General features: G+C 44.3%; 19 protein-coding genes and 2 pseudogenes. 4 read left to right on the forward strand and 17 right to left on the reverse strand.

Features of this window, described 5'->3' with window-relative positions:
* The first annotated feature begins 203 nt into the window (after positions 1-203).
* Both ACSQ8O_RS24600 and ACSQ8O_RS24605 read left to right on the forward strand, forming a co-directional pair.
* Positions 204-1,295, forward strand: coding sequence for a GntR family transcriptional regulator (locus ACSQ8O_RS24600; protein ID WP_436243765.1), 1,092 nt, complete (start codon positions 204-206; stop codon positions 1,293-1,295).
* Positions 1,296-1,297: 2 nt separating this feature from the next.
* On the forward strand, positions 1,298-1,423 hold the full coding sequence (locus ACSQ8O_RS24605; protein WP_436243766.1) for a hypothetical protein: 126 nt from the start codon (positions 1,298-1,300) through the stop codon (positions 1,421-1,423).
* Between the two features lie 321 nt (positions 1,424-1,744).
* On the opposite strand, the gene ACSQ8O_RS24610 is transcribed toward ACSQ8O_RS24605, so the two are convergent.
* From ACSQ8O_RS24610 to ACSQ8O_RS24690, 17 genes and pseudogenes are all read right to left on the reverse strand, one after another.
* On the reverse strand, positions 1,745-1,981 hold the full coding sequence (locus ACSQ8O_RS24610) for a group II intron maturase-specific domain-containing protein (protein WP_436243767.1): 237 nt from the start codon (positions 1,979-1,981) through the stop codon (positions 1,745-1,747).
* Positions 1,982-2,619: 638 nt separating this feature from the next.
* A complete protein-coding gene (locus ACSQ8O_RS24615) occupies positions 2,620-4,212 on the reverse strand; it encodes a glycoside hydrolase family 43 protein (RefSeq protein WP_436243768.1) in 1,593 nt (530 codons plus the stop codon).
* A gap of 88 nt (positions 4,213-4,300) precedes the next feature.
* On the reverse strand, positions 4,301-5,887 hold the full coding sequence (locus tag ACSQ8O_RS24620; RefSeq protein ID WP_436243769.1) for an extracellular solute-binding protein: 1,587 nt from the start codon (positions 5,885-5,887) through the stop codon (positions 4,301-4,303).
* A gap of 74 nt (positions 5,888-5,961) precedes the next feature.
* Positions 5,962-6,843: a carbohydrate ABC transporter permease gene (locus ACSQ8O_RS24625; RefSeq protein ID WP_436243770.1), complete on the reverse strand. Its 882-nt coding sequence runs from the start codon at positions 6,841-6,843 to the stop codon at positions 5,962-5,964.
* 15 nt (positions 6,844-6,858) lie between these two features.
* On the reverse strand, positions 6,859-7,830 hold the full coding sequence (locus ACSQ8O_RS24630; RefSeq protein WP_436243771.1) for an ABC transporter permease: 972 nt from the start codon (positions 7,828-7,830) through the stop codon (positions 6,859-6,861).
* A 208-nt stretch (positions 7,831-8,038) separates the two neighbouring features.
* A complete protein-coding gene (locus ACSQ8O_RS24635; RefSeq protein ID WP_436243772.1) occupies positions 8,039-10,372 on the reverse strand; it encodes a helix-turn-helix domain-containing protein in 2,334 nt (777 codons plus the stop codon).
* 112 nt (positions 10,373-10,484) lie between these two features.
* Positions 10,485-12,773: a glycoside hydrolase family 95 protein gene (locus ACSQ8O_RS24640; RefSeq protein WP_436243773.1), complete on the reverse strand. Its 2,289-nt coding sequence runs from the start codon at positions 12,771-12,773 to the stop codon at positions 10,485-10,487.
* 462 nt (positions 12,774-13,235) lie between these two features.
* Entirely contained in the window at positions 13,236-14,465 is a 1,230-nt protein-coding gene (locus ACSQ8O_RS24645; RefSeq protein ID WP_436243774.1) for an MFS transporter, read from the reverse strand.
* A 34-nt stretch (positions 14,466-14,499) separates the two neighbouring features.
* Positions 14,500-14,961, reverse strand: coding sequence for a MarR family winged helix-turn-helix transcriptional regulator (locus tag ACSQ8O_RS24650; protein WP_436243775.1), 462 nt, complete (start codon positions 14,959-14,961; stop codon positions 14,500-14,502).
* Between the two features lie 213 nt (positions 14,962-15,174).
* Positions 15,175-17,271, reverse strand: coding sequence for a fibronectin type III-like domain-contianing protein (locus ACSQ8O_RS24655; protein ID WP_436243776.1), 2,097 nt, complete (start codon positions 17,269-17,271; stop codon positions 15,175-15,177).
* Positions 17,232-17,999: a hypothetical protein gene (locus tag ACSQ8O_RS24660; protein WP_436243777.1), complete on the reverse strand. Its 768-nt coding sequence runs from the start codon at positions 17,997-17,999 to the stop codon at positions 17,232-17,234. Before ACSQ8O_RS24660 ends, ACSQ8O_RS24655 begins: the two co-directional genes overlap by 40 nt.
* 237 nt (positions 18,000-18,236) lie before the next feature.
* Positions 18,237-18,641 (reverse strand): annotated as a pseudogene (locus tag ACSQ8O_RS24665) (NADPH dehydrogenase); the annotation flags it as partial.
* Positions 18,642-18,675: 34 nt separating this feature from the next.
* On the reverse strand, positions 18,676-19,119 hold the full coding sequence (locus tag ACSQ8O_RS24670; RefSeq protein WP_436243778.1) for a 2-oxoglutarate dehydrogenase E1: 444 nt from the start codon (positions 19,117-19,119) through the stop codon (positions 18,676-18,678).
* 138 nt (positions 19,120-19,257) lie between these two features.
* Complete coding sequence (locus ACSQ8O_RS24675; RefSeq protein ID WP_436243779.1) at positions 19,258-20,124, reverse strand: SDR family oxidoreductase; 867 nt, start codon at positions 20,122-20,124, stop codon at positions 19,258-19,260.
* A 91-nt stretch (positions 20,125-20,215) separates the two neighbouring features.
* The gene (locus ACSQ8O_RS24680) at positions 20,216-20,632 is read right to left on the reverse strand and encodes an Rrf2 family transcriptional regulator (protein ID WP_436243780.1); all 417 of its coding nucleotides are present in this window, start codon (positions 20,630-20,632) and stop codon (positions 20,216-20,218) included.
* Positions 20,633-20,740: 108 nt separating this feature from the next.
* A complete protein-coding gene (locus ACSQ8O_RS24685) occupies positions 20,741-21,460 on the reverse strand; it encodes a 3-ketoacyl-ACP reductase (RefSeq protein ID WP_173193800.1) in 720 nt (239 codons plus the stop codon).
* A gap of 381 nt (positions 21,461-21,841) precedes the next feature.
* A pseudogene (locus ACSQ8O_RS24690) lies at positions 21,842-22,096 on the reverse strand (transposase zinc-binding domain-containing protein); the annotation flags it as partial.
* A 280-nt stretch (positions 22,097-22,376) separates the two neighbouring features.
* Between ACSQ8O_RS24690 and ACSQ8O_RS24695 the strand changes: the two are divergent.
* The gene (locus tag ACSQ8O_RS24695) at positions 22,377-22,970 is read left to right on the forward strand and encodes an ArsR/SmtB family transcription factor (RefSeq protein WP_436243781.1); all 594 of its coding nucleotides are present in this window, start codon (positions 22,377-22,379) and stop codon (positions 22,968-22,970) included.
* Between the two features lie 15 nt (positions 22,971-22,985).
* A complete protein-coding gene (locus ACSQ8O_RS24700) occupies positions 22,986-23,309 on the forward strand; it encodes a hypothetical protein (protein ID WP_236289351.1) in 324 nt (107 codons plus the stop codon).
* Positions 23,310-23,376 lie beyond the last annotated feature (67 nt).

Consider the following 23,376-nt stretch of genomic DNA (forward strand, 5'->3'; position numbering starts at 1 on the left):
CATTTGTCAATATATCGTTATAGTTATACTAACATGATCTGTAATCGCCCCTATTTTTTCACCACAGTCACCTTTATAAAGGAAATGGGTAGAAGTTGTACCATTGAATTCATGAGTAAATATAACTACATTTGCATTCCATGCAATTTATGCTAGAATGTGTACGTACAACTTATCGAAAAATGATGAAAGAAGTGGATATCATGAAGCCAAAATACCAGATCATCATAGATGATCTCAAAAGTTATATCCTCTCGGGAACGTACAAAGCAGGCGAGAAAATCCCTTCGGAATTCGCTTTGCAGGAGGAGTACAATGTTAGCCGGCAGACGATTAGAAAGGCTATTCTGGATTTATCGAACGAGGGTTTCCTAAGAAGCGAGAAAGGATCCGGTACATACGTCAGCACCCAATACCGTTCCAGGACGGGTGGGAAAATCATGAATAAAACGATTGGCGTCATCACGACCTATATCTCGGATTACATCTTTCCCTCCATCATCCGCGGCATTGAAAGCCGATTAAATGAAGATAACTATTCCTTGCTGCTAGCTAGTACAAATAACGATATCTCCCAAGAAAAAAAGGCGTTAGAAATGATGCTGTCCTTCGGAGTAGATGGGCTGATTATAGAACCTACCAGAAGCAATGTATACAACCCCAACATCGCTTACTACCTGTCTTTTAAGGAGCAGGAGGTTCCCTTCACGATGATAAATGCCTATTATGAAGAGTTGGAGGTTCCTTTCTTCTGTCTAGATGACGTGCAGTCCAGCTATCTAGCAACTCGGGAGCTGATTGCCAAAGGACATACCCAGATTGGTATCATCGCGAAAATGGATGATTTGCAAGGGAAGTATAGAATGAAGGGATTTATCAGGGCTCTTAGTGAAGCTAAATTACGGTTCCAGCAAGAGCATGTACTTTCTTTCGATACGGCAACGAAGTCGGACCTGTCCGCTAACTTGGAAGTGTATCTGAACGACAATCGGGATGACTTGACTGCGCTTGTGTGTTACAACGACGAGGTAGGCTTGGAAGTCGTACATGTCTGCAGAAAAATGGGTATCTCCATTCCAGACGAGCTATCTATCATTGGTCAGGACAATTCATATATCGCCAAAAACGCGAATATCAAACTAACGACGCTGACTCACCCCCAAGAACAAATGGGACGCGACGCAGCGGATTGGGTAATTAAGAATTTACAAGGCAAAAAAGACTTGCCCACCAACACCTATTACCAGCCCGTATTAATTGAGGGCGAAACCGTAAAAGCGATCGAAGTGGAATAGTCATGGACTGTGTTATTACTTACGGTTCATCGTATCAGTTCTGCCGGCGAAGAAATCAGGGGTTTAACCCGGTGTACAAAAAGTATGCCGGCGTGACGCCGAAGCAATACAAGGAGCATACCGTTTAATCGCATACTCCTTACATTAGACTAACGCGGAATCCGCAATGGATTTGATAGTAGGTGTCCTGAAATATTATGCCTCCAATAGTTGGAAGGTTCCGTAATATTGCCCGGTAGTTGAGCAGCCGACCTCCCAAACCACCGTACGTACCGTTCCGTATACGGCGGTTCCTTAGTTCACGCAGTTACTTGTCGATAATAATCAGAGAAGAATAAGAATCCGAGCCCTTTGAGGGTGTTGTTTCCGAGGGATTTTGAGAGGATTGGGCTGTTGGAGGTTCTCCAATAGCTCTTTCTTGTGTTGGCGTATTCCCAAGCTTTCCGCTCTTAAATTCCGAGCGCTTTGAGTTTTTCGTACTTCGTCTTCACTCGTTTCCATTGTTTCCAGAAGATCATGCGAACCCGCCTTCTCATCCATTCATCTGTGGATTGGAGCAGACTTTTCATATCCGCTATCTTGAAATAGTTAGTCCATCCCATGATATAGCGTTTGAGTTTCTCTGCTCGCTCTACGTTCCCCATTCCATTGCTTCTTGATGTAAGCTCCTTTATTCTCTCTTTCATCTTAGCAATGGATTTTGGGTGAATCCTAACCCTTGTGTCTGCCTGGAGCCTTCCATTGGAAGATGGCTGCCCTTTGCTCTTGTATTGGTAACTTTCATCGACGATCACCTCCTAAGGTTCAGCCCTTCCCTTTTGTCGTCGACAACATTGGGTACTATGGCGTCTGCTGACTTCTCATGATAAATCTTGTTTCAACCGTGATTCGAAAAATATCTCTTCACGTCCATGAGATCTCCCACGGTAAGACGATTCACTTTCCTTCCATGTACCCACATCATCTACACTGGCACGTCCGTGTAGTTTATTGGACTTCGTCTTGTACAGCAGACTCGTCCCGTAACCTATGCCTTATGATGTTCGTGTTCCTTGGGTCGGAATTTTGCCTCCAGCTTCCTTCAGATTCCACCTCGCGATGGACACCCTTGCTCTTGGCTAGTGGTTGGCAACTACAAGCCCCCACAGTGGACTTTCACCACCTAATTAATCGTCATGCGTGGCACACTGCAAGAAGCCAACAAACACAATGGTTTGCTGGCTTCATTCGAATTAAAATGTTCTGCAGCAATATAACGGTATCGTTGTTATACCTTATTAATCACTTATTTTGTTAGTACGGGGTTAATTATTTAGTAGGTTAATCATTTCTCCTTAAATGGATAGACTCTAAACCACTCTGCATCAAGATATCCTTTTCTTTCACCGTTGTCTAAGCCGGCGGCGAACATACCCATTTTTGCGCCAACCCAATGTCCTTTCGATGCTTGAAAATGCGGAATGTCGATAGGTTCGAATGCATCTCCATCCTCGCTAAATCGAAAGGAACAATATCCGCCATCTTCAACCTCAACTTGTAGATACAATGCCAACGAATTTATGGGTCTAGCCCATAATTGACGTTCCCCATTGGCATCGCCCGCCATAGCCACAAGCTCAAAATGTTTCTCTGCAGGGCTTGAGTCCTTTGTACGATGAATCCCTATATACATATATTGATACCCAAAAACGATTAATCCGGCTCGGTCTCCACTCTCCAGCCCACTGACATCCAGCTTTACAGTAGCTACAAATTCAGGAGCTGGAAATTTCTGCAGCAGCAAATGGGGTGCATGGTACAGACTAGGAGCCCCAGCAGGCAAAGCTTCAGCAAACAATCTTAATGTTCCCGATTTCTCTTCCAGGGAGTACCATCGTTGCATCGGATTAGCCTGCCATTGCCATTGCAGTCCTAAACGGGTGTCATTGAACTCATCGGACGTATCTGGTACTTCAATCGGAATTTGCTTACCAACATTAGGTTTGTTCCACTGAAGCCCCGGCTCTCCGATACCGTTCCCATTGATGTCCTTCCCTATTAGAGGCCAATCCTCTGTCCACTCCACCGGCTGCAGGTGCACGATTCGACCATAGGCATCGCGATCTTGGAAATGCATAAACCATGATTCACCCGATTCCAATTCCACCCAACCACCCTGATGCGGCCCATTGAGGGAAGTATCCCCTTGATGAAGTACAATGCGATCTTCATATGGACCGAACACGCTCTTAGACCGGAAAACAGTTTGCCAACCTGTCTCGACACCACCAGCAGGTGCGAAGATATAGTAATTTCCATTTCGCTTATACATCTTTGGCCCTTCTAATGTGGGGTGTTTCTCAGGATTGTCATACACGATAGTTCCCTCATCTAGAAGTCGCTTACCATCGGGAGAAATCCTGCAAATTCTGAGCTTATGCTTAATCCCAGCACGGCTGCCAGCAAAGGCATGTATTAAGTACGCCTGACCGTCATCGTCCCAGAATGGGCATGTGTCGATCAAACCTTTACCGGCTTGAACCAAATGAAGTGCGGACCATTCTGCTGATGGGTCATCTGCTGTGCTCATGAAAATGCCAACATCAGGGTCACCGTAAAATACCCAATACTTACCGGCATGATATCGAATACTCGGCGCCCAGACCCCTTTGCCGTGCTGAGGCACTTCGTAACCGGGAAGGTCCATCTCTTTAATCACATGGTTAATGAGCTTCCAATTGATAAGATCCTTGGAATGCAGAATCGGTAAACCGGGGATATGGCCGAAACTAGAAGCCGTCATATAAAAATCCTCACCGACACGAATCACATCGGGATCAGAGTAGTCTGCGTAAAGAATGGGATTGAGGAAGGTACCATCTCCCTGATCGGATACCCATGCCTCCCGATTCATTATACCGTAATCAGTTTTATTCATTATTTTATCTCCTTTCATCATCATACTTCTAAAAGAAAATGAAGTGTGCCCAAGTCATATCGGGCTCACTTCATTTAAGTAGCCATGACTAGCGCTTCATATAGCGGTCATAAGCCGCTTGCTGTACCTTAGTAACTTCGTCTAGCCCCATCTTGTTGATTTTGGCGACAAAATCGTCAAACTTATCGATAGACTCGTTGCCGTAAATGAACTTATCAAACATTTCATCCTTAAACGTACTGATTTCTGTGTATTTGGCATTGATTACTTCCCGCTCTTCAGGCGTGTAGGACAGATACTCTTTCGGGAAACGATCCGTGACAAATTTTGCAGCCTCATCCCTTTTCTTAACAACATCCGCGGATTGTGAAGCGTTCTCGTAACGAATATCCAATTTGGATACGAAGTGCAAGCGACCGAGCGCTTTAATCACACTTCCTGCGGCAAGCTTCGGATCTTTGACAACCTTATCTGTATACTGAGGCTGTCCGTTCACCATCGTATACGTGTCTCCTTCGATTCCGAAATTGTATGACAGTTGTCCCTCTTGGCTGTAGAACCAATCTGCCCATTTGATGAGCTGATCGATATTCTTCGATTTTGCACTGATAGCAATACCTGTTGTTGCAATAGGAAGCTGCTGATTCTTTGTATATTGCTTACCATCGGCACTTTTGAGCGGATTGATAATCGATATGTTTACGTCTTTATTGATTTGTTGAATGGATTTATTGAAATAATCCTGGCGAGCAAAAACATCCCAAGTCATTCCCGATACTTGCGTGGACAGCCGCTGATCCCAAATTTTCGTGTCATTGGTGGCATACTCGGTATCAATCAATTTCTCTTTATACAGCTTGTTCAAATAGGCAAGTGCATTCTTCAACTTAGGATTCGTATATGTGAAACCTACCTTGCCATTTTCAACTATAAAATCTTCATCCAGTGAAACACCGAAAGGTTCGATAAATCCATTCAAGCCGGCTTTTTTATTTCTTGTAGTGAAAGGAATCTCATCCGCTTTACCGTTACCGTTAGGATCTTGTTCCTTAAACGCTTTCAAAACGTTATACATCTCATCCGACGTTTGAGGCTGCTTCAAGCCTAGCTTATCGAGCCAATCTTGACGTAGCAAGAAGGTGTTATTAGTTTTTACGGCCAAGAAGTGCGGAAGATAATAAATTTTACCAGCATCTGTCTTTAATGCACGGGCATAAGCAGGATTGCTATCCAGCAGCTTCTTGAGATTAGGCATTTTATCCAGATATTTGTCAATTGATAAAAACGTCCCTGCTTCTCCACCTTTGTTCAGCATATCCCCCGGGCTTTCCATAAGGTCTGGAACATCCCCTGAAGCGATGGTGAGATTAAATTTTTCTTTGTATTGATCAGCATTCTCGGGTCCCGCTATCCAGTCAAACTGCACACCTGTATGTTTTGTAAATTCTTTTACCCACGGCATATCATTGTTCATTGGAGCCCCAGGATCGTTTTGCACCATAAATCGGACCGTAACCGGTTTATCCAGCGTGACCGCCGAACTAGCACTCGGTTGTGTTGAACTGCTTCCAGCGGTTTCTTTCTCACCCGAGCAGCCTGCGAGCATTCCCATTAAAGCTGTCATGGAAAGTGCAGCAGGTACCATCCATGTTTTTTGCTTCGTTCTAAGTGTCATTGAAAACCCTCCTTAATTAAATGTATATCATGTATCAATCAAAGGCTATCGCCTATGACTACAATAGACATGTGTTACCCTTTAACGGATCCCACCATTGCACCTTGAACGAAATATTTCTGAACGAATGGATATACCACCAAAATTGGCAGTGTTGCAGCCATAATCGTTGCATATTTTACAGTTTCTCCCCTTAACGCCCTCTCAGAGGCGTCCGTTCCACCCAATACAGAATCCGTATCATTCATAATAACAATGTCGCGTAGCAATAATTGAATAGGCTGCATCGATTTGGAGCTTAAATAAAGCATAGCTGGAAAGAAACTATTCCACTGCGCAACCGCATAAAAGAGTCCTATTGTCGCTAACGAAGGCAGAGAAAGGGGAAGCACAATTCTTAGCAAAATTTGGATATGTGAGCACCCATCAATTCTAGCCGCTTCCTCCAGCTCTTGTGGAATCGCTTCAAAAAAAGTACGCATGATGAATACATAAAAGGAAGTTACAGCACCAGGTATAATAATAGCCCATATAGAATCCCTCATACCGAGAGCATTGACGACAAGGAAAGCTGGAATAATGCCCCCTGAGAACAACATTGGCAGAAGAATAACTGTTGTAAATGCTTTTCTACCCCACATATTTCTCCTTGATAATGGGTACGCAGCTAATACTGTCAAAGTGATACTAACCAGTGTTCCCGTAATCGTGTACACGACCGTATTGAGATAGGATCTTCCCAGCATCGGAAATTCAAACACAAGTTGATAAGCTTTCCAGTTAAGACCCTTAGGGAATATCGTAATTTTCCCCTGCTGGATATAGATTGGCTCGCTTAACGAAGAAGCTAAAATATAAAGAAAAGGGTACAGCGTCAATACGACAACAGCGATCATGATGACGGCATTTACGATATTGAAACTTACTCTCCCTATGGTTAACCGTTGATTTGGCATGAACTGTATCCTCCCTTACCACATGCTAGTTTCAGAATATTTCTTGGCCAGACGGTTTGCAGCAACGATCAAGATCAACCCAATTATCGATTGGAAAAATCCCACGGCACTAGCAAAACTATAGCTAGAGTCGATGATTCCCTTACGGTAAACATAGGTATTGATTACGTCCGCTGTAACGTAAGTAGTTGGATTATACAGAAGCAATATCAGCTCATATCCGACTTCAAGCATATGGCCTATCTTAAGCAGCAACAAGATGATGATCGTCGAAGCAATACCAGGAATCGTAATATGAATCGCCTGCTTCCACCGGCTTGCTCCATCAACCATCGCAGCTTCGTACAATTCGCTGTTGATACCAGTCAATGCTGCGAAATACAATATGGCAGACCAACCAATCGTTTGCCAACTATCAATAGCTGTGTAAATCCATTTGAAGTATTCCGGTTTCATCAAAAAATGAATCCTTTCAACTCCAAACATGGCGAGTATATTGTTAATCATCCCCACACTTGGTGACAAGAACGTAACAGCCATGCTGGCCACGATAACCGTAGAGACAAAATGGGGTAAGTAGCTGACGGTTTGTACGGTTCTTTTTACTACACGGCTGCGGATCTCGTTAATGAGTAGTGCGAATATGATAGGCGCAGGAAACACAAACAATAAATTCATTAGATTAAGTAATAACGTGTTTTTCAATAGCCTTAGAAAATAAACCGATTCGAAAAATGCCACGAAATGCTTCAACCCAACGAAATGACTATTGGCGAATCCTTTAAAAATATCATAATCAAGGAAAGATAACACAATGGCTCCCAGCATCGGCGCATATTTGAAAAGCGCATAGTACACTAGGACAGGTATAAACATCAAATAAAGGTGATACTCGTTTAGCAGGCGTTTCTTTAATTTTGTTCCGCTTCTCTCGCTTACTTTAGTTCTTGATTTTACAACATCACCTGTGGCGTTCTCGATGTTCATAGGCATCCCCTTTCTAGCGGAATCCAATATTCCAGCTCATGCCCCTATTATGTCTGCTACCCTCATTTCCGTAAATCGATCATTCTTTCGTAAGATCGTTCTAAACTCAAATCTGATCTTCTTTTTTTGGGATCCATCGTAATATTTTGCGTTTACATAAAAAAACCGATCCCTGCTTTGGCAGGAACCGGTAATCTTCGAAGTACAATTAAGGTAAAGAACGATATTGGCCTGGTGTTACTCCTTCATGTTTCTTAAATACTTTAATAAATGTGTTTGCATTAACGAAGCCAACTTTTTCCGCGATCACTTGTACGGGATCTTCTGTACTTTTCAAGTATGTTTTCGCTTGTTCGATTCTACGAATATTCACGAAGTCTACAAACTTCATCCCCGTTATTTCTTTAAATTTACTGCTAAGATAGGTCGGTGACATCTTAAGTTCCTTCCCTAGCTGGGGAAGTGATAACTCCTCATTATAGTGCTGCTCAACATATTCGCGAATATTGGCAAACAACTTCTCATATTGATTCTCAGTACGGTCTTGAATATAGAGTTGAATAGCTTCAAATGCCTGAATTAATACTTTCCGTTTTGCCTCTACCGTAGAGCTCTTATCAATATCTGAATATATTCTGGAGTCTGACCCCAGCACCACTTCCATAGTCGCCCCTATCTCATATATCGTACGCACAGTAGTTCCAGCAAGTGCCCTGAATAATTGTTGAATGAGCTCGGGTGAAGACAACTCTCTACCCAGATTACTAGATAAAATGCGATCAAGTGATTTTCGAGACTCATCAATGTCGGACGTTTTCAGTTGATTAATCAACTGTTTCTCCATATCCAAGGAATAGTTCAGGATGGTTTGTGGATTGACAGGCACCTCATCCACGAAAATAATTTCGCCTTGACCTTTTACAACTTTATAATGTAGTGCACTCAATGCTTCCAAGTAAGAATGCGGAATGTTGGAATGGGTGTCGTATGCTCTTCCAATACCTACCGTGAACTTTTTGTGGTACAACCTTTCGAAAGTAACATTCACATGATGAGCAAATTCAAATATTTTCTCGGGATCGCTAGTCTCCAAATCCAAATTCACAATGACCACAATCATATTATTATGTTTAGGAACATAATGAATCGATAATCCGACTGCCGCAAATCTTGAGAAAGCTTCATCGAATGCTTCCATGATCGTTTCGCCGCTGCTGACAATTTGGTTTAGAAAGAAATCCATTGACTCGAAAACGATAAGTTGAAAGGAGGGGAATGGCAAGTCTAGTTGAATGGAAGTCGTCGTTTCTTCCCATTTCGCTGAATAGGCTCTACCTTCAATCAGATCGTTCAAAAACTTTTGGCGGAGTGCCGGTACCTGTTGTTCAAAGGTATTCTTAAGACTTTCATAACGGTTATGTACCGTATCAATCAATTGATTGATGAATACTAATTCATTCTGCTTGTTCTCACGATTTGAACTGATTCTGCCGCCAACGCCGATCACATTAATGTATTGAATAATGCGGTTAATCGGTTCGTAGATTCTCCTCGTTAGCATGTAGGACACGATTAGGCCGCAGGCTAGGCAAATTAGGACGGCAACGATCGTTATACTTTGAATTCGACGGGATTTCTCAGTAATGGTTGTAATCGGTACCATACTCATATAGTTCCAGTCATTCACATTAGAAGAAGTGTATACGACGAGATACTCCTTCCCCTTCGCAACACGAACATGGAGGGAACCCGTACTGTGCTGTTTGTCATTCACTGTCTTCATAATATCTTTCAATATTTCTCCTATTTTCTCTTCATTTGTTTCCTTTAAGCGATTGTTCTTAATCACAATATTTCCTAGCGAATCCGTTATAAATACACCCGTATCGTCTCCCAGCTTAGAGCTATTGATCCCGTTTAGAAATTTAGAACCATCCACGCTTGCGTAGATGACGCCTCGAAAAACCGTCTCTTCAATGGGAGCCGGTCTACCAAATAGCAGTTGCTGAGTGTCGTTAACCTTAACCGCCCCCAAATAGGAGACGCCAAACTGACTGCGTTTTTGATTGAACTCATTCTTATTAGGGTGAAATGGAAAGATGCTGCTGTAAAAAAAATCTTTCTCATATTTAGCATCGTTACTGATCGTAAAGGACTCCTTCGTAGGATCTAACCAGAGGTTAGCCACAATCGGATTTGAGAGTTTCACGCTACTAAGGTATTTCACTAATTCCGCATAGAGCGGTTCGTTATTTACTTCTCCATTAGAGGATTGATATATCGTCCGACGTGTATTCGGTTGCAACGCAATTTGTTGCGTCATACTGTCCAGAACTAGGATCTCTTTGTCTGTGTTATCCCTTGCCTGCTCCAAATAAACACTGCTTGAGTGTTCCGATTCTTCGATAAGCAGCGAAGATGAAGTCACATATGAAATACCGCCCACTGTAACAATAGAAATTAGAATAACAATATTCAATATGAGCAACCATTTCACAAAAATACTATGTTGGCGAAAAAAAACTAAACTTTTAGGAAGCATCGGCAGAACCCCTTTTCTCTCTTAGATTCCATTATACAGAAGACTGCAACCGATACCTAAAGGGAAAGAAAGGAGAGTCAACTTGCTCAACTCCCCAGTGCGCATAGATTAATCAAACGATACTGATTTTTTGCATTGGTTGCATGTGAACAACAATTATATCCCCATCAAGATAGAAGGCAACCGAATTACCGGTAGCATCTACGATTTCCAGCGGAGTCACCGAAATGAGGCGAATCAGGCAGTCTCCTTCATTATCCGCCCTAATGACTGCTTTCTTCAGCTTCCCTTCGTTCCATTCCATATCGACCTCATATCCACCTCTTGCCCGAAGTCCAGTAACCCAGCCTCGCTTCCAGCGGGAAGGAAGCGCAGGCAGCAAATGAAGCACGCCGTGGTGACTTTGAAGCAATAACTCAGCGATACCAGCCGTACCACCAAAATTGCCGTCAATTTGAAAAGGAGGGTGATTATCAAACAGGTTCGGCAGCGTTGAGTGCCTCAGCAATTCCTCAATATGATGATATGCTTCGTCTCCATCTTGAAGCCTGGCCCAGAAGTTGATGATCCAAGCGCGACTCCAACCTGTATGTCCGCCGCCATTGTTGAGTCTTCGTTCTAACGTTACTTTTGCAGCAGCAGCAAGATCAGGTGTTGTGTTCGGACTAATTTTCGTTCCAGGATGCAAGGCGAATAGATGAGAAATATGCCGATGCCCTGGCTCCGCTTCCTCATAATCTTCGAGCCATTCTTGAATTTGACCAAACCTGCCGATCTGAGTTGCGGGCATCCGCTCCATGATGCGTTTGAGTTCATCACAAAACGATTCATCCACACCAAGGAATTGAGCTGCAGCGCAACAGCCTTCGAACAGCTCCGTCAAAATTTGACTATCCATAGCTGGCCCATAGCATAGCGTTCCTGATTCGCCTCCCGGCAAGATATACGTATTTTCTGGAGATACGGAAGGGGCCGTCACCAACACACCTTCTGGGGATTCCGTGAGAAAATCGACGAAAAATAACGCTGCCTCTTTCATTGTTTCATATGCTTGAGCTAAGAATGTGCGGTCCTGTGTAAACAAGTAGTGCTCCCATAAATGCAAACATAGCCAAACCGCGCCCAGCGTCCAATACGTCGCAGGAGGATAAATATCCTGTGGAGCGGTATCCGCCCAAATGTCTGTGTTATGATGAGCCACGAAGCCACGGCAGCCATACATGACCAAAGCCGTCCTTCTGCCTGGCTCTCTCATTCTCTCAATCAAATCGAACAAAGGGACATGACATTCGGAGAGATTGCATGTTTCTGCGTGCCAGTAGTTCATTTGCGTATTTATATTAATGGTAAATTTGCTATCCCACGGAGGAAGCATTTCATCATTCCATATTCCTTGAAGGTTCGAGGGCAAGCTGCCTTGCCTGCTGCTGGCAATCAGTAAATATCGGCCGAACTGAAAATACAAACTGATCAGTGCCATGTCATCGTAGCCTTGCTTCATTCGTTCCAATCTTTCTGGCGTAGAAAGTGCAAGATTCTCTTCCATGTGATCATCATGCAAATGTAGTGAGACTCGCTGAAACAGATGACTATGATCGTTTATATGGCGAGTCAACAACTCCGAATAGGAAAAGAGCGAAACAAGATCCAACTTTTGCTGGCAAGCCAGCTCCGCATTTGCATAACGAAAAGTTGTAGCGACCGCTACCCTGAATTCGACGCTTTTAGCGCCTTCCACAACTAAATGCTCACCAATGGTTTTCGTCGTTCCTGCATCTGTATGGGCTTGAACCATAAGAGCATAGTCGTTTCCATCTGTACCGTAACAGCTATTTCGCATCACAAGGCTGTTAGTTCCTCGTTTTTCCGTAAAATCTACGTATTTCCCCTTTTTCCTATCGAAGCGCACGCGGAGAAACATCCCCTTAGGGCAATCCGTTTCCAGCCGAATGACAAGGATGCCGTCTGGGTAACTGGCAAATGCCTCGCTCCGATAACGATAACCATCTTGCTCATAGGAAGTGACTGCAACTGCCCGCTCCATATCCAAATGCCTGGAATAATGAGACACTTCACCTTCCTTGTCCGCAATTATTAGCAAATCTCCCGCAGGCATATAATGTCTTTGACTACATGGGGTTCCAGAGAAAGCGGTTTCAGCTAATTGATGCGCTTCTTTCAGTTTGCCATCAAAGAGCAAGCCTCGAATGACAGATAGATGAGTTAACGCATCCGGGTTGTTCCGATCCTGAGGTCCGCCATACCAAATAGAATCTTCGTTTATCTGAATTCTTTCTTTCAAAGGATCTCCGAAGATCATGGCCCCTATGCGACCATTTCCAATAGGAATAGCTTCATTCCAATTTTGTGCAGGTTGTTTAAACCATATACGATTATCCATATTCATCTCCATAGTAAATGATTGATTATTTATTCCCTCAGTATAAGCAGCATACGCTTCAATCCTCAATCGTTGATTATTGCGATTCATCGTCTATTTTTCAGAATGTGTGAAACTATGCAGTAAGCATATCCTCCATACATAAAATTATGTTGGGTGACAAATAAGTTCTGAAGTGCAAGAAACCAGCAAACGCAAGGGTTTGCTGGCTTGGCTTCTCTAATAAAATCGATTTACAAATTAAGTTTTGAAGTGGTGTTTTCGAGTGAGAAAACTGAATTACAAATAAGTTATGAAGTACTTCTTAACAAACCTTTTTTGCCTACAAGAGGGAAAAACCCTAACGAGAATCGTTCAGACGATAGAATCGCTTTATTGGCCTTCCTGAAATTCGCAAATTGAGTGTACGGAGAAATGAAGTCTATGAGATTGCGGATACTACCGTTTTTGTACAGCATTCGATCATGAACCTACCACGATATCATTGCTTCTTTTGACGCGTCTAGTCGCCATGAAATGCTGCAGCGCTCCAAAAAGAACGAACACTGCCATTACTCCCGCCGAGTATCTGTACATCACCGAGTAGTTGGTTACCGTCGAAATGGCACCAAGCAGAATCGCACCGAGCGCAACGCCGAAATCCGTTGAATTGTAGAACATACTGTTCGCCATACCATACTGCTCCGGTTTCGAGATTCGCAGCATCCAGGCTTGAATCGTAGGCTGAATGGCGCCGAATCCGACTCCATATAGCAGCGCGGACACTATCAGCATCGGCATGGCATGCGTAATCGACAGCACCGCCATGCTGGCCGTGACGAACAATCCCGCGGGAATGAGCACCAACGCATGTCCGAATCGGTCGAAAATGCGCCCCGAAAACGGACGTACGAGAATTATCGTGACGGCGTTGAACATGAAGAATAAACCGACCTGTTTGATATGTACGTAATCGCCGAATAATGCGAGAAAACTAAGCAGACCGCTGTACGTGATGGAGAGAAATACGTTCAGCAGTGCGGGAAACAGCAGTCTTAGGTTGAATTCTGGTTTGGCACTGGCTATAGGTAGAACGACTTGCCGAATAGGCTTCGTTTGCTCCACAGGGGCTTGTTCCCGCTTAACACGCGACACCCACAAGACCGGGAAGATAACCAAGGATGTAATCAATCCAATCATCGTCAATTGCAAGAAACCAGCTTGTTTCATCACATTCAGCCCGATGGACGGACCAATCGACATGGCCAGACTAGTCGACAACCCGAAATAACCGATTCCCTCACCCATTCGGCGCAACGGGATGATACGGGATACCAGCGTCGGAAGAATCGTGCTCGCCATACCAAAGCCAATGCCGTAGCCAATGCGTAGCGACAATAATGTGGCAAAAGAGCTTGCCGCAGAGTACAGCGCCGTCGTTACCGCAGCAACAATAAGACCCGCGAGCAACAGCTTCATCCGCGAAACACATTGCATGAGGGCTGCGGTCGCGAAACGCGATAGGATAGCCGCCAGCGCGAATACAGACGTTACAAGGCTCGCCTGGATATTTCCCGTGTGAAATTCATCTTTCACGTAGGCTGGGAAGGACGAAAGGAGCATTTGCAAACTTAGGAATAACAGAAAAAAACAAGTTGTCAAAGCGATGAACTGCCTCGTCCATAATGGAGTTTGTTGTTGATCTTGCTGCACTTTATCATCTCCTATCAGCATTAATCTAATGTTATTAGTCTTCGATCAGCTCCGTATGTCCGAGTTTCCCGCCGATATGCAGTTGAATGCGCAGCAGCAGCTCCATCATGATTTCGTACTCCTCTTCCGAAATGCATGCTTTTACCTCCGAAGTCACACTGTCTTCGATTGGCGTCGTTACGCGGATAACCGCTTGCCCGAGCTCCGTGCTATATACGAGAAATGATCGCCTGTCCCGGTTCCCCGGTTTCTTATAGATAAGCCCCTTCTTCTCCAAATGATCCAAAATCCGTGTCGTCGTCGGCTTGTCCTTGCCGGTCCGTTCGGCGATTTCACGCTGGATCAAACCTTGAGCGCGATCGATCTGATTCAACGCAGACCACTGCTCGGGCGTAATGCCGTGCCCGCTCAGCCTTTGCTGAAACAAAGCCGCCAGTTTCCGGTATGTAACGCCCATCGCAAATCCAATCGGCAGCATACGAGATTCGTTTGGCATGTATGATACCCCCTCTAACATATAGTTGTTTAGACAACTATATGTTAGACAACATGTTCTGTCAAGGTCATCAAAATCTTCTTTCCTGCCATGAATAGCGACAAGAATACCATTACTAAATGTGTAGGCAATAGAAAAGCCAGGGCAATTTGCCATGGCAGTGTTTTAAACAAATGATGGTTTCTATCCACACTTACAAGGAGAACACTTAAATTACTGAATTACATTCTTCATTATAATATTGCGGGCGCGTAGCGCTACAGTTGCAAGCTGTGCCCTCGTTAGAACATCATTCGGAGCAATCTCGTTCGCAGATATTCCTATAAGTATCCCCTGCTTCAATATAACTGCGAGCGCCTTCCGATGTTCAGCATTTGCATCTTTTGCATCAGAATAATCATTGAGTAAAGCATTTATTTCATTATCAGATAATGACACATCGATACCTGCAGATTTTAAAACATTAGTAAGTACAAGGGCCATTTCCCCTCGAGAATTTGGTTTATCCGAAGGAAGGGAGGAATAATCAATCAAACCTAGCTTGCTTGCGGTCCTAACGACAGCTTCAAACCATTTCGAATCCACTGACTTTTTCTCTGGTGATATGCCGAGTACATTTAGTGCTACCATTAATGTCTGAGCAGCCGATGTGGCCGAGGATGGATCGATCGTCGTCTCTGTCACCCCATTGATCAAGAGCAAACCACTTGCCTCAGCAACATCCTTTGCATACCAAGCAATGTCCGGTACATCAGTAAAATGTCGTTGAACTGAAACCGGTACATACAAACCTTCCGAGGAAACCATAGACTGTATTACCGTATTTCCATTCGCATCTGTAGTTATCATACTTGGTACAGGTGACAAGCTTCCATCATCATTAACCCTAGCCAAAGTGGTAATGTTTTGTCCGATTGCAGGAATTACATTTACCTGGACAACAACATATAGCCCATTCTTATTTTCAAAAGAAATCTTAATTGGTGTTCCTAAGAGCGTTACTCCTGGCGACTTGACTTGCTCTACTTTGCGCCTTTCTTCGACGGTTAACTTCTCAACAATTGCTTGTGGAGCTGTAGGTTTCCCATTGCCCTGATTCCCTACACTTGGTGTGGAAGTCTGGGGTGTGTCTGTACCCGAATTGGAGCTCGTGCTTTCGATGGTGAATGTAATAACATTTCCATCAATAACATTACCGTTAAAAGCATCTGCTTTAGGAGTAACAGTAAGTGTACCTCCTGACGATGCAGTCCCCGACAACTGAAGGGTTGCCATAGTTCCTGTTTCGTTTACTGTAACGGATCCGAGAGTCAAACCGCTATTTCCTGAATCAAACGTCCAATTCTTTAATTCAGTAGCGCTAATACCGAATGGTGCTTCGACGGCCTCTACATCAACTTTCGGGTTATTTTGGGATGCTGTAATATGACCAACCGCTTTGACAGCCGGTTTCGTTTGGAACGAAAGCGTATCAATACGAAGATCTGGGGCTTTGAACACAACATACAGATCGTGATTACCAATCAGAGTCGTTTTGCTCAAATCAACAGTTATATCCGTATATCCGAGTTCAGTAACTGATACGTTTGCATTTGCAATGGTATAGGATTTGGGTCCAGTAATCGGTACATCAAGAACAGCTATTGGTGCATTTGTCGGTGAATCAGCATGCAGTGTAATTACACCACCAGAAGCATTGGAAGCGACACGTGCTGTTATCTGTTTGGCTGCCGTCAAGTTAACTTTTGGAATAGCGGTCCATGAACCATTTTTCTTGGATCCCACGGCATAGTAGCCAGCTACAACTTTCTTCTCTTTCAGATTGACTGCCGTACGCTCCTTGGCTACCTCATAGTAAATGATATCATTCGAGGTAAAGGAGTGGTCGAACACGTTAAAAGGTTTGTAAATATTAAGCGGCTGAAGAGGGGTTCCCGTGACTTGTACGTCCTGTTGAAGCCGGATATCTTGAGATGAAGCGCCTACCATAACCGTGTAGACCCCACTCTCTACATGTAAATCACCTTTATTCACATCCCAAACAGCCATATCGTTTGGATCGACCTTTAACGTTACATTTTTCGTTTCTCCTGCATTGAGTGCCACCTTTTCGTATGAGACCAGCTTTTTGGAAGGTGCATTTACACCATAAGCCGAATCATTATTCTTCATATACAACTGAACAACCTCTGAAGTATTCACCTGACCAGTGTTTTTCATATTAACTGTAACTATGAACGGGTCTTTGTCGTTAATGGAGTGTGGTACAGTTAGATCACTGTATTCAAAGTTACCGACCCACCATTCCATTTGGAAGTTAGTGCAATTACCTTGCTTCCGGTATTGTAGGAAACGTTAGCAGAACCTACTTGTTTTATGATTGACGTTAGGGGAGCTTCTCCCGAATTTGGCAAGCCGGGAGTTGTGCCTAAAGATTTAGAAGTTTTAAACCTCGAATCCGCATATATCCCTGAAATCGCCGCTTTTTTATTCTTCGCCAATGGAAGAGCTCCATCATTCTTTAACAACACAATGCTTTCTTGTGCAGCTCTCAATGCTACCTCCTGATGTTCCACTACTGCATAGGTAGATTCAGTTACGGAAACATCTTTCGCACCACTTGCAAATGGATAGTATTTAGGGATCCCTTTTTCATCAACTTCATTAAAGATGCCTAGACGAACCATTTGGTTAACATGCGACTGAGCGGCTTCAATCAAATCCTCTTTTGTGACGTCATATAATCCATTTTCTACGGCATTAACTATACTTTGAACATCTTGTAGTCCGTCCCCTGACTTTGCTAAAGTGAATAAAATTGAAGCATGAGTATTATCTATGGCATATTGTTTGTCGTAACCGTTCCCTTGCCCCTCTGCTCCAGGCTTAAACGGATCACTATAAACATAACGGTCGCTGAAAAAGTCGGTACTGCTGTATACCCCATATTTAGAATTATTATTCGCATAGATTTGAAACGGAGAAAGAATATTTGGGATACCGTTTGTCCTGCCATAAAAAGGTGAATACCTTCCCATTGTAAGAAAAACACAGTATTAGTAAGAGTTCTTGGGGGGCGCCAAACCAATTTAACTATTACTAAATAAAATATGCGCTCACCCAATAGAGTGAACGCAACTGCTGACTAATAAGGACAATTTCTTACTGTACAATCTCGCCACCAAAAGGAGGAACACTTTTTATACTTCAAAACTATGTTTGTTACTTCAAAACTTTATTTGTTACTTCAAAACTTTATTGTCACCCGATATTTTCAGTGCACGGGGCATCTTATAGCGGGATCCCGGATATGGTATAGCGGAAGGGGCCACTGGCTCTTTAGCATCTTCCGCTTTTCGGCCAGCATGAGCAATTTGAATCCCAATCTTGGCCCCGTGAGCATGAACCTCATCAATAATTCTGGAAAATGCCGGAATATGGTCATCGGACCAAATAACTAAATCAAAGTCGGTTATTCGACCATCCGGCTCAACGTCAGTCATTTCCATGATGATCAAGGCTGCACCGCCAATTGCGCGGCTAAGGTAGTGAACATAATGCCATTCGTTGGGTTTGCCATCCATAGCGGCTACGGAATATTGGCACATGGGGGCCATGACTACCCGATTTTTCAATTGTAAACCTTTAATTTCATAAGGAGAAAATAAGTGATTGGCCAAGTCAGAACTTCCATTAATTGACTGTTTACATAGGTCATATCATCAACTCTTCGCCTATCGGATATTCCCATAGTCCCAGTTTTCCCTTCACTGGAATATAGGTCTTCAGCAGACGGAAACCCGCTATTTCCCACGCAAAATAACCTGGACTGTAATCGCCTAACAGGAAGTCATCCCCCGTCACGACCTTCCCGCAATCCAGAATGGCTGACGTATGATTAGCGTCGATGACTTGATAACAATTCGTAAGCTCGCAAGTTGCAAGGATAACCCCCGTAGGGAGGTTTTGTTCCGTATAGCCATTCTTGGCGAGTAAAGAACGGATGGGTTCATATTTGCAGGCCTGCTTATCGACTTTCTGGCTTGCATGAATGGCCAACGGTCCGCGATACCGGGTCTTCCAGGATCTTGTTTCATAGAGAGTCTCGCCTTGGACAAGCAGAGTCGCCCACGGTTGAATCATGGATAATACTTTCATTCCTCTACGCTCCATTACTGTTCATAATGAAGTACTATTCCCCAAACATTCTCTAGACTTTCCATACACGCATAAAAAAGACGCAATCCCTCCGGTCGAATTAGACCTTCGGGAACAACCTCTGTTTCGCACGCTCAATTAAGCCTGAATTTCGTTTACGATTTGACGTAGACCCTCTTCGAGTGACGTGGCAGGACGTCCAAGCAGCTTCTGAAGATCATTGCTCTCGACTTCCAATGCGCCCTCGCGAATCGCACTCTGAATTCCAACCAGAATCGGAACGACCGGTTCAGGTACACCTACGCTGCTCATTATGCTGGCATAAGTTTCGTCATCCACTTGTTGAACGGGAACTTCCCGGCCCAAGACACCGGCAAGGACAGAAGCTAGCTCTTCTTGTGTAGCAAGTTTGCCGGACAGCTCATACACGGAATTCTCATGGCCAACGCCCGCCAGTACGGCTGCAGCTGCCTGTGCATAATCGCGACGGGTCGCCCAGCCTACTTTGCCGGATCCCGCCGAAGTCAACCAAGGTGCTCCTCCAAGGACTGCTTGAATGCTGCTAGTCTCGTTCTCCAAGTACCAGTTGTTGCGCAGGTAGGAATAAGGAATCCCCGAGTTTCTGATGGCTTCCTCAGTGGCACGATGCACCGGCGCAAGGAATATCGTGTTCTCGCTAGCGTTTCCTAAACTGGTATAAGCAATGAAACCGACATTAGCGCGCTTAGCAGCCGCTACAGCCGCAGTATGCTGGCGAGTCCGAGTTTCGTTGTCGCCGTCCGTGGAAACGATCAAGAGGCGGTCGATACCTGCGAACGCTTTATCTAGCGTATCCGGCTGTTCAAAATCCCCAAGCCTTACATCAACGCCGCGAGCTCGAAGGCTCTCCGCTTTCTCCGGGTTGCGAACGCTGACGGCAAGATCCTTAGCCGGTACGGTTTCCAATAAAGTTTCTACTACAAGTGATCCCAATTTCCCTGTTGCGCCTGTCACCAAAATTTTCATCGTAACTCCTCCTATAGTATGAATCTAATAATCACAGTAGTTATAACTACTTTGGTTACAACGATGGCAAAAAAAAGCTCTAAGAGCTTTTTTATACAAACTGAGAAGCTAGCTGGCTTAAGTTCACTTGAGCCAACCTTTGTTCCATCGCGATTTGGGCTTCCTTCATTTCCGAACGAAGAGCCGCTTCAATATTCCGGCCAACCGGGCATTGGAGATTCGGTTCATCGTGAAAATTAAACAGTTGACCGTCCTCGATGACTTCCACGGCGCGGTACACGTCCAGAAGCGTGATCTGATCGGAATCCTTCAGCAAGGAAGCGCCGCCCACCCCGAGACGAATGTCTACCAAACCCGCCTTCTTAAGCATCCCCATTATCCTGCGGATTATAACTGGATTCGTATTCACGCTGCCCGCTATGAAATCGCCGGTACAATCTTTGGAGCTAACTGCGATCAGAGAAAGGATATGGACAGCAATGGAAAATCTGCTACTAATCTGTTTCACTTTAGCATCACCACCGTTGTAACCATTTTAGTTACTACGCAACAGAATGTCAACCCATAACCCGGCCAAAGTTAATTTTCGAGTTCATAGTCCCATTCGATTCCAATCTTATTGAGGGTTGGTTGTCCAAATTCCAGCGGCTTTGACGAATACACGCTGTGGTAATTTTAAAGTCATCAGAATCAACTCTGCCACATCCTCCGGCTGCATCATCCGATCCTCTTCCCCTATTTTCAACCCTGCATTGGATGCCAGCTCGGTGTTAACGGTACTTGGTGTAAGGGCCGTTACCCGAATATTGGATTTCCGTACTTCCTGCATAAGGGATTCGGTCATTCCGATCACCGCAAATTTGGAGGCGCTGTAGGCGGAAGCAGTAGCGTTTCCGCGCTCGCCGGCGGAGGAAGAAATATTAATAATAGAACCGCTGCTTTGTTTCAGCATGGCAGGCAGAGCAGCACGAGTTACGTAGTAGGTCCCAAGGACATTCGTTTTGATGATATTCTCCCACACATCGGGATCCATATCGAGCAGTGTACCGAACTGCGCCATTCCCGCATTATTAAGCAAAATATCGATGGACCCGAGTCTTTCGATCAAATTGGAAACGGCGGCATCCACTTCAGCCTTAACAGATACATCAGCGGTTGCAATAAAAACTTTAATTCCATAAGTTCGGGTCAATTCTGCCTGTAAAGACTCCAAGTCGCTGTTCGTTCTTGCCATTAAACCAAGCTGTACGCCTTCTGTGGCCAAAGCAATCGCAGTCGCCTTTCCGATTCCTTTCCCCGCTCCGGTAATAATTGCTGTCTTATTGTGCAATTCCATGAACATCTCTCCCATTCAATCGTTTAATTGATCCAATCTGGACAAACTGAAAAAGATGATTTTCAGCATCTCTCAGCTCCTGCTCATTAACAATCATAATTCCCATTTTTGGTGTTGAGCATGTGCTTCAAAATCATGCAGTGAAAAAGTAAGTTGCTACAGTTATTTTAACTATTTTACAATAAGAAAAACCGTCCTTGCGGACGGTCTCTGGCGATTGAGTTCAGTTTGGCGAGTGGGAGGGCAGCAAGGTGGGATACGATTGCCTCTTGAACTTGTGTACATTTGATCATATTTTTATTGGTTTGAACACAAGATTCAAAGGGCAACCGCTCCACCTTCCCGCCCTTTCTGTTCAACTTTGGATTAAGGAGTTTTGTCACGACTCCACTCTTCCGTTTCACCACAAGAGCATGTCGTACAGAAGCGCCCTTTGCAACGATACGGCACCATCTTCAAGTCATGGCATCCTTCGCAGGCCATCAGTTTGAATCCCTTTTTTGGGTTACCGCAGTCTCGAAACTTTTCAATTTCTTTGAGTACTACTGATCGTATATTCTTTCCATGCTTGGTTACAAAGGCTTCCCAGTGCCTGTGCTCATCAAAGAAGATCCAGTGTAGGATGTCCTGTTTCATATCCTTACTTTAGCAAAAAAATTAAAAAGGGGGAACCTCCGGTTCCACCCCAAAAAACTTATACTTTCTATAATGTTAAAAAAGCGTTCACTCAGAATTGTGAGTGAACGCTTTTTTATTTCAAAACTTTGTTTGTCATTTCAAAACTTTATTGTCCATTTCAAAACCAATTTGTCATCCAACACTTTCGATTTATAATCCCGCCCATTGACTTTCCCACCCCCACGTAATAAAATATTTGTACGTAACATATAATTTGTACACGGAGGCTATCCACTCCATGCCACAAGACAAAGAGATCCAAGACAGCTACTACATCGAGTCCCCTGAGCAGGCAACTGTGCTGCTTAATCCGCTTCGCGGAGAAATCATCGCTCAGCTCTTAGAACCGGGATCCGCCGCGGAAGTGGCGCGCACCTTAGGCGAGACGGCTCAACGCATCAACTATCACCTGAAAGCGTTGGAGAAAGCCGGCTTAGTTACGCGCGTTGGTACACGTCAAGTGCGCAATCTGGTCGAGGTGCTCTATCGTTCGATCGCCAAAACCTTTGTACTGGCCGAATCTCTCAGTATGAAGCCTGAAACCTTGCAAAAGCTGAAGGATCAGAGCTCGCTCGCTCATCTCGTGACAACTTCCGAGCGAATCCGCCGAGATGCTATGCTGCTCATGGAGCAGTCGGATGTCGGTGAAGTGATTCCAAGCGCGACGCTACAGCTTCAAGTGCAGCTATGCACGGAGCAACAGCGACATGCATTCATTGAAGAATACACAGCAATGGCCCAACAGTTAGTGCAACGCTACGCAGGTGTTCGCGGTGACGATCAAGACGCTTATCAGGTATTACTAGCCGTTTATCCCAAACCAAAGGAATGAGGAGGCAAAATTACCATGAGTCAAGAGCAAGAGCTTGGGCAAGCACATGAGAAACAAACAAATCTGCCACAGCAGGATACTGCTCCATCATCCGTATCACCTGTCATCGCTTGGGAACAGCCCCTTGCCAAAACAAGCGATTCCTCCAAAAGCAAAGTCATTTCGATTGAATCTTATCGCCGACAAGATGCCGCATCTATAGATTCCGAAGCAACCGTTACGGTTCGCGAGTTTCCATCATTTCAAAATGAAGAACCTATTCGACTCATCATGGTTTCCTCTGGATTTGGACAGAAGACTACCGTTCATACCCATACGATCCAATGCAAAGCCGCTTAATGCGCTAAACCATTTAATTACGCTAAACCTTAATCTTGTAAACAAAATAACCCATTTTCATCTTAGA

Origin of the sequence: Paenibacillus sp. LjRoot56 (assembly GCF_964253335.1) — a bacterium.
GTDB lineage: Bacteria > Bacillota > Bacilli > Paenibacillales > NBRC-103111 > Paenibacillus_E > Paenibacillus_E allorhizoplanae.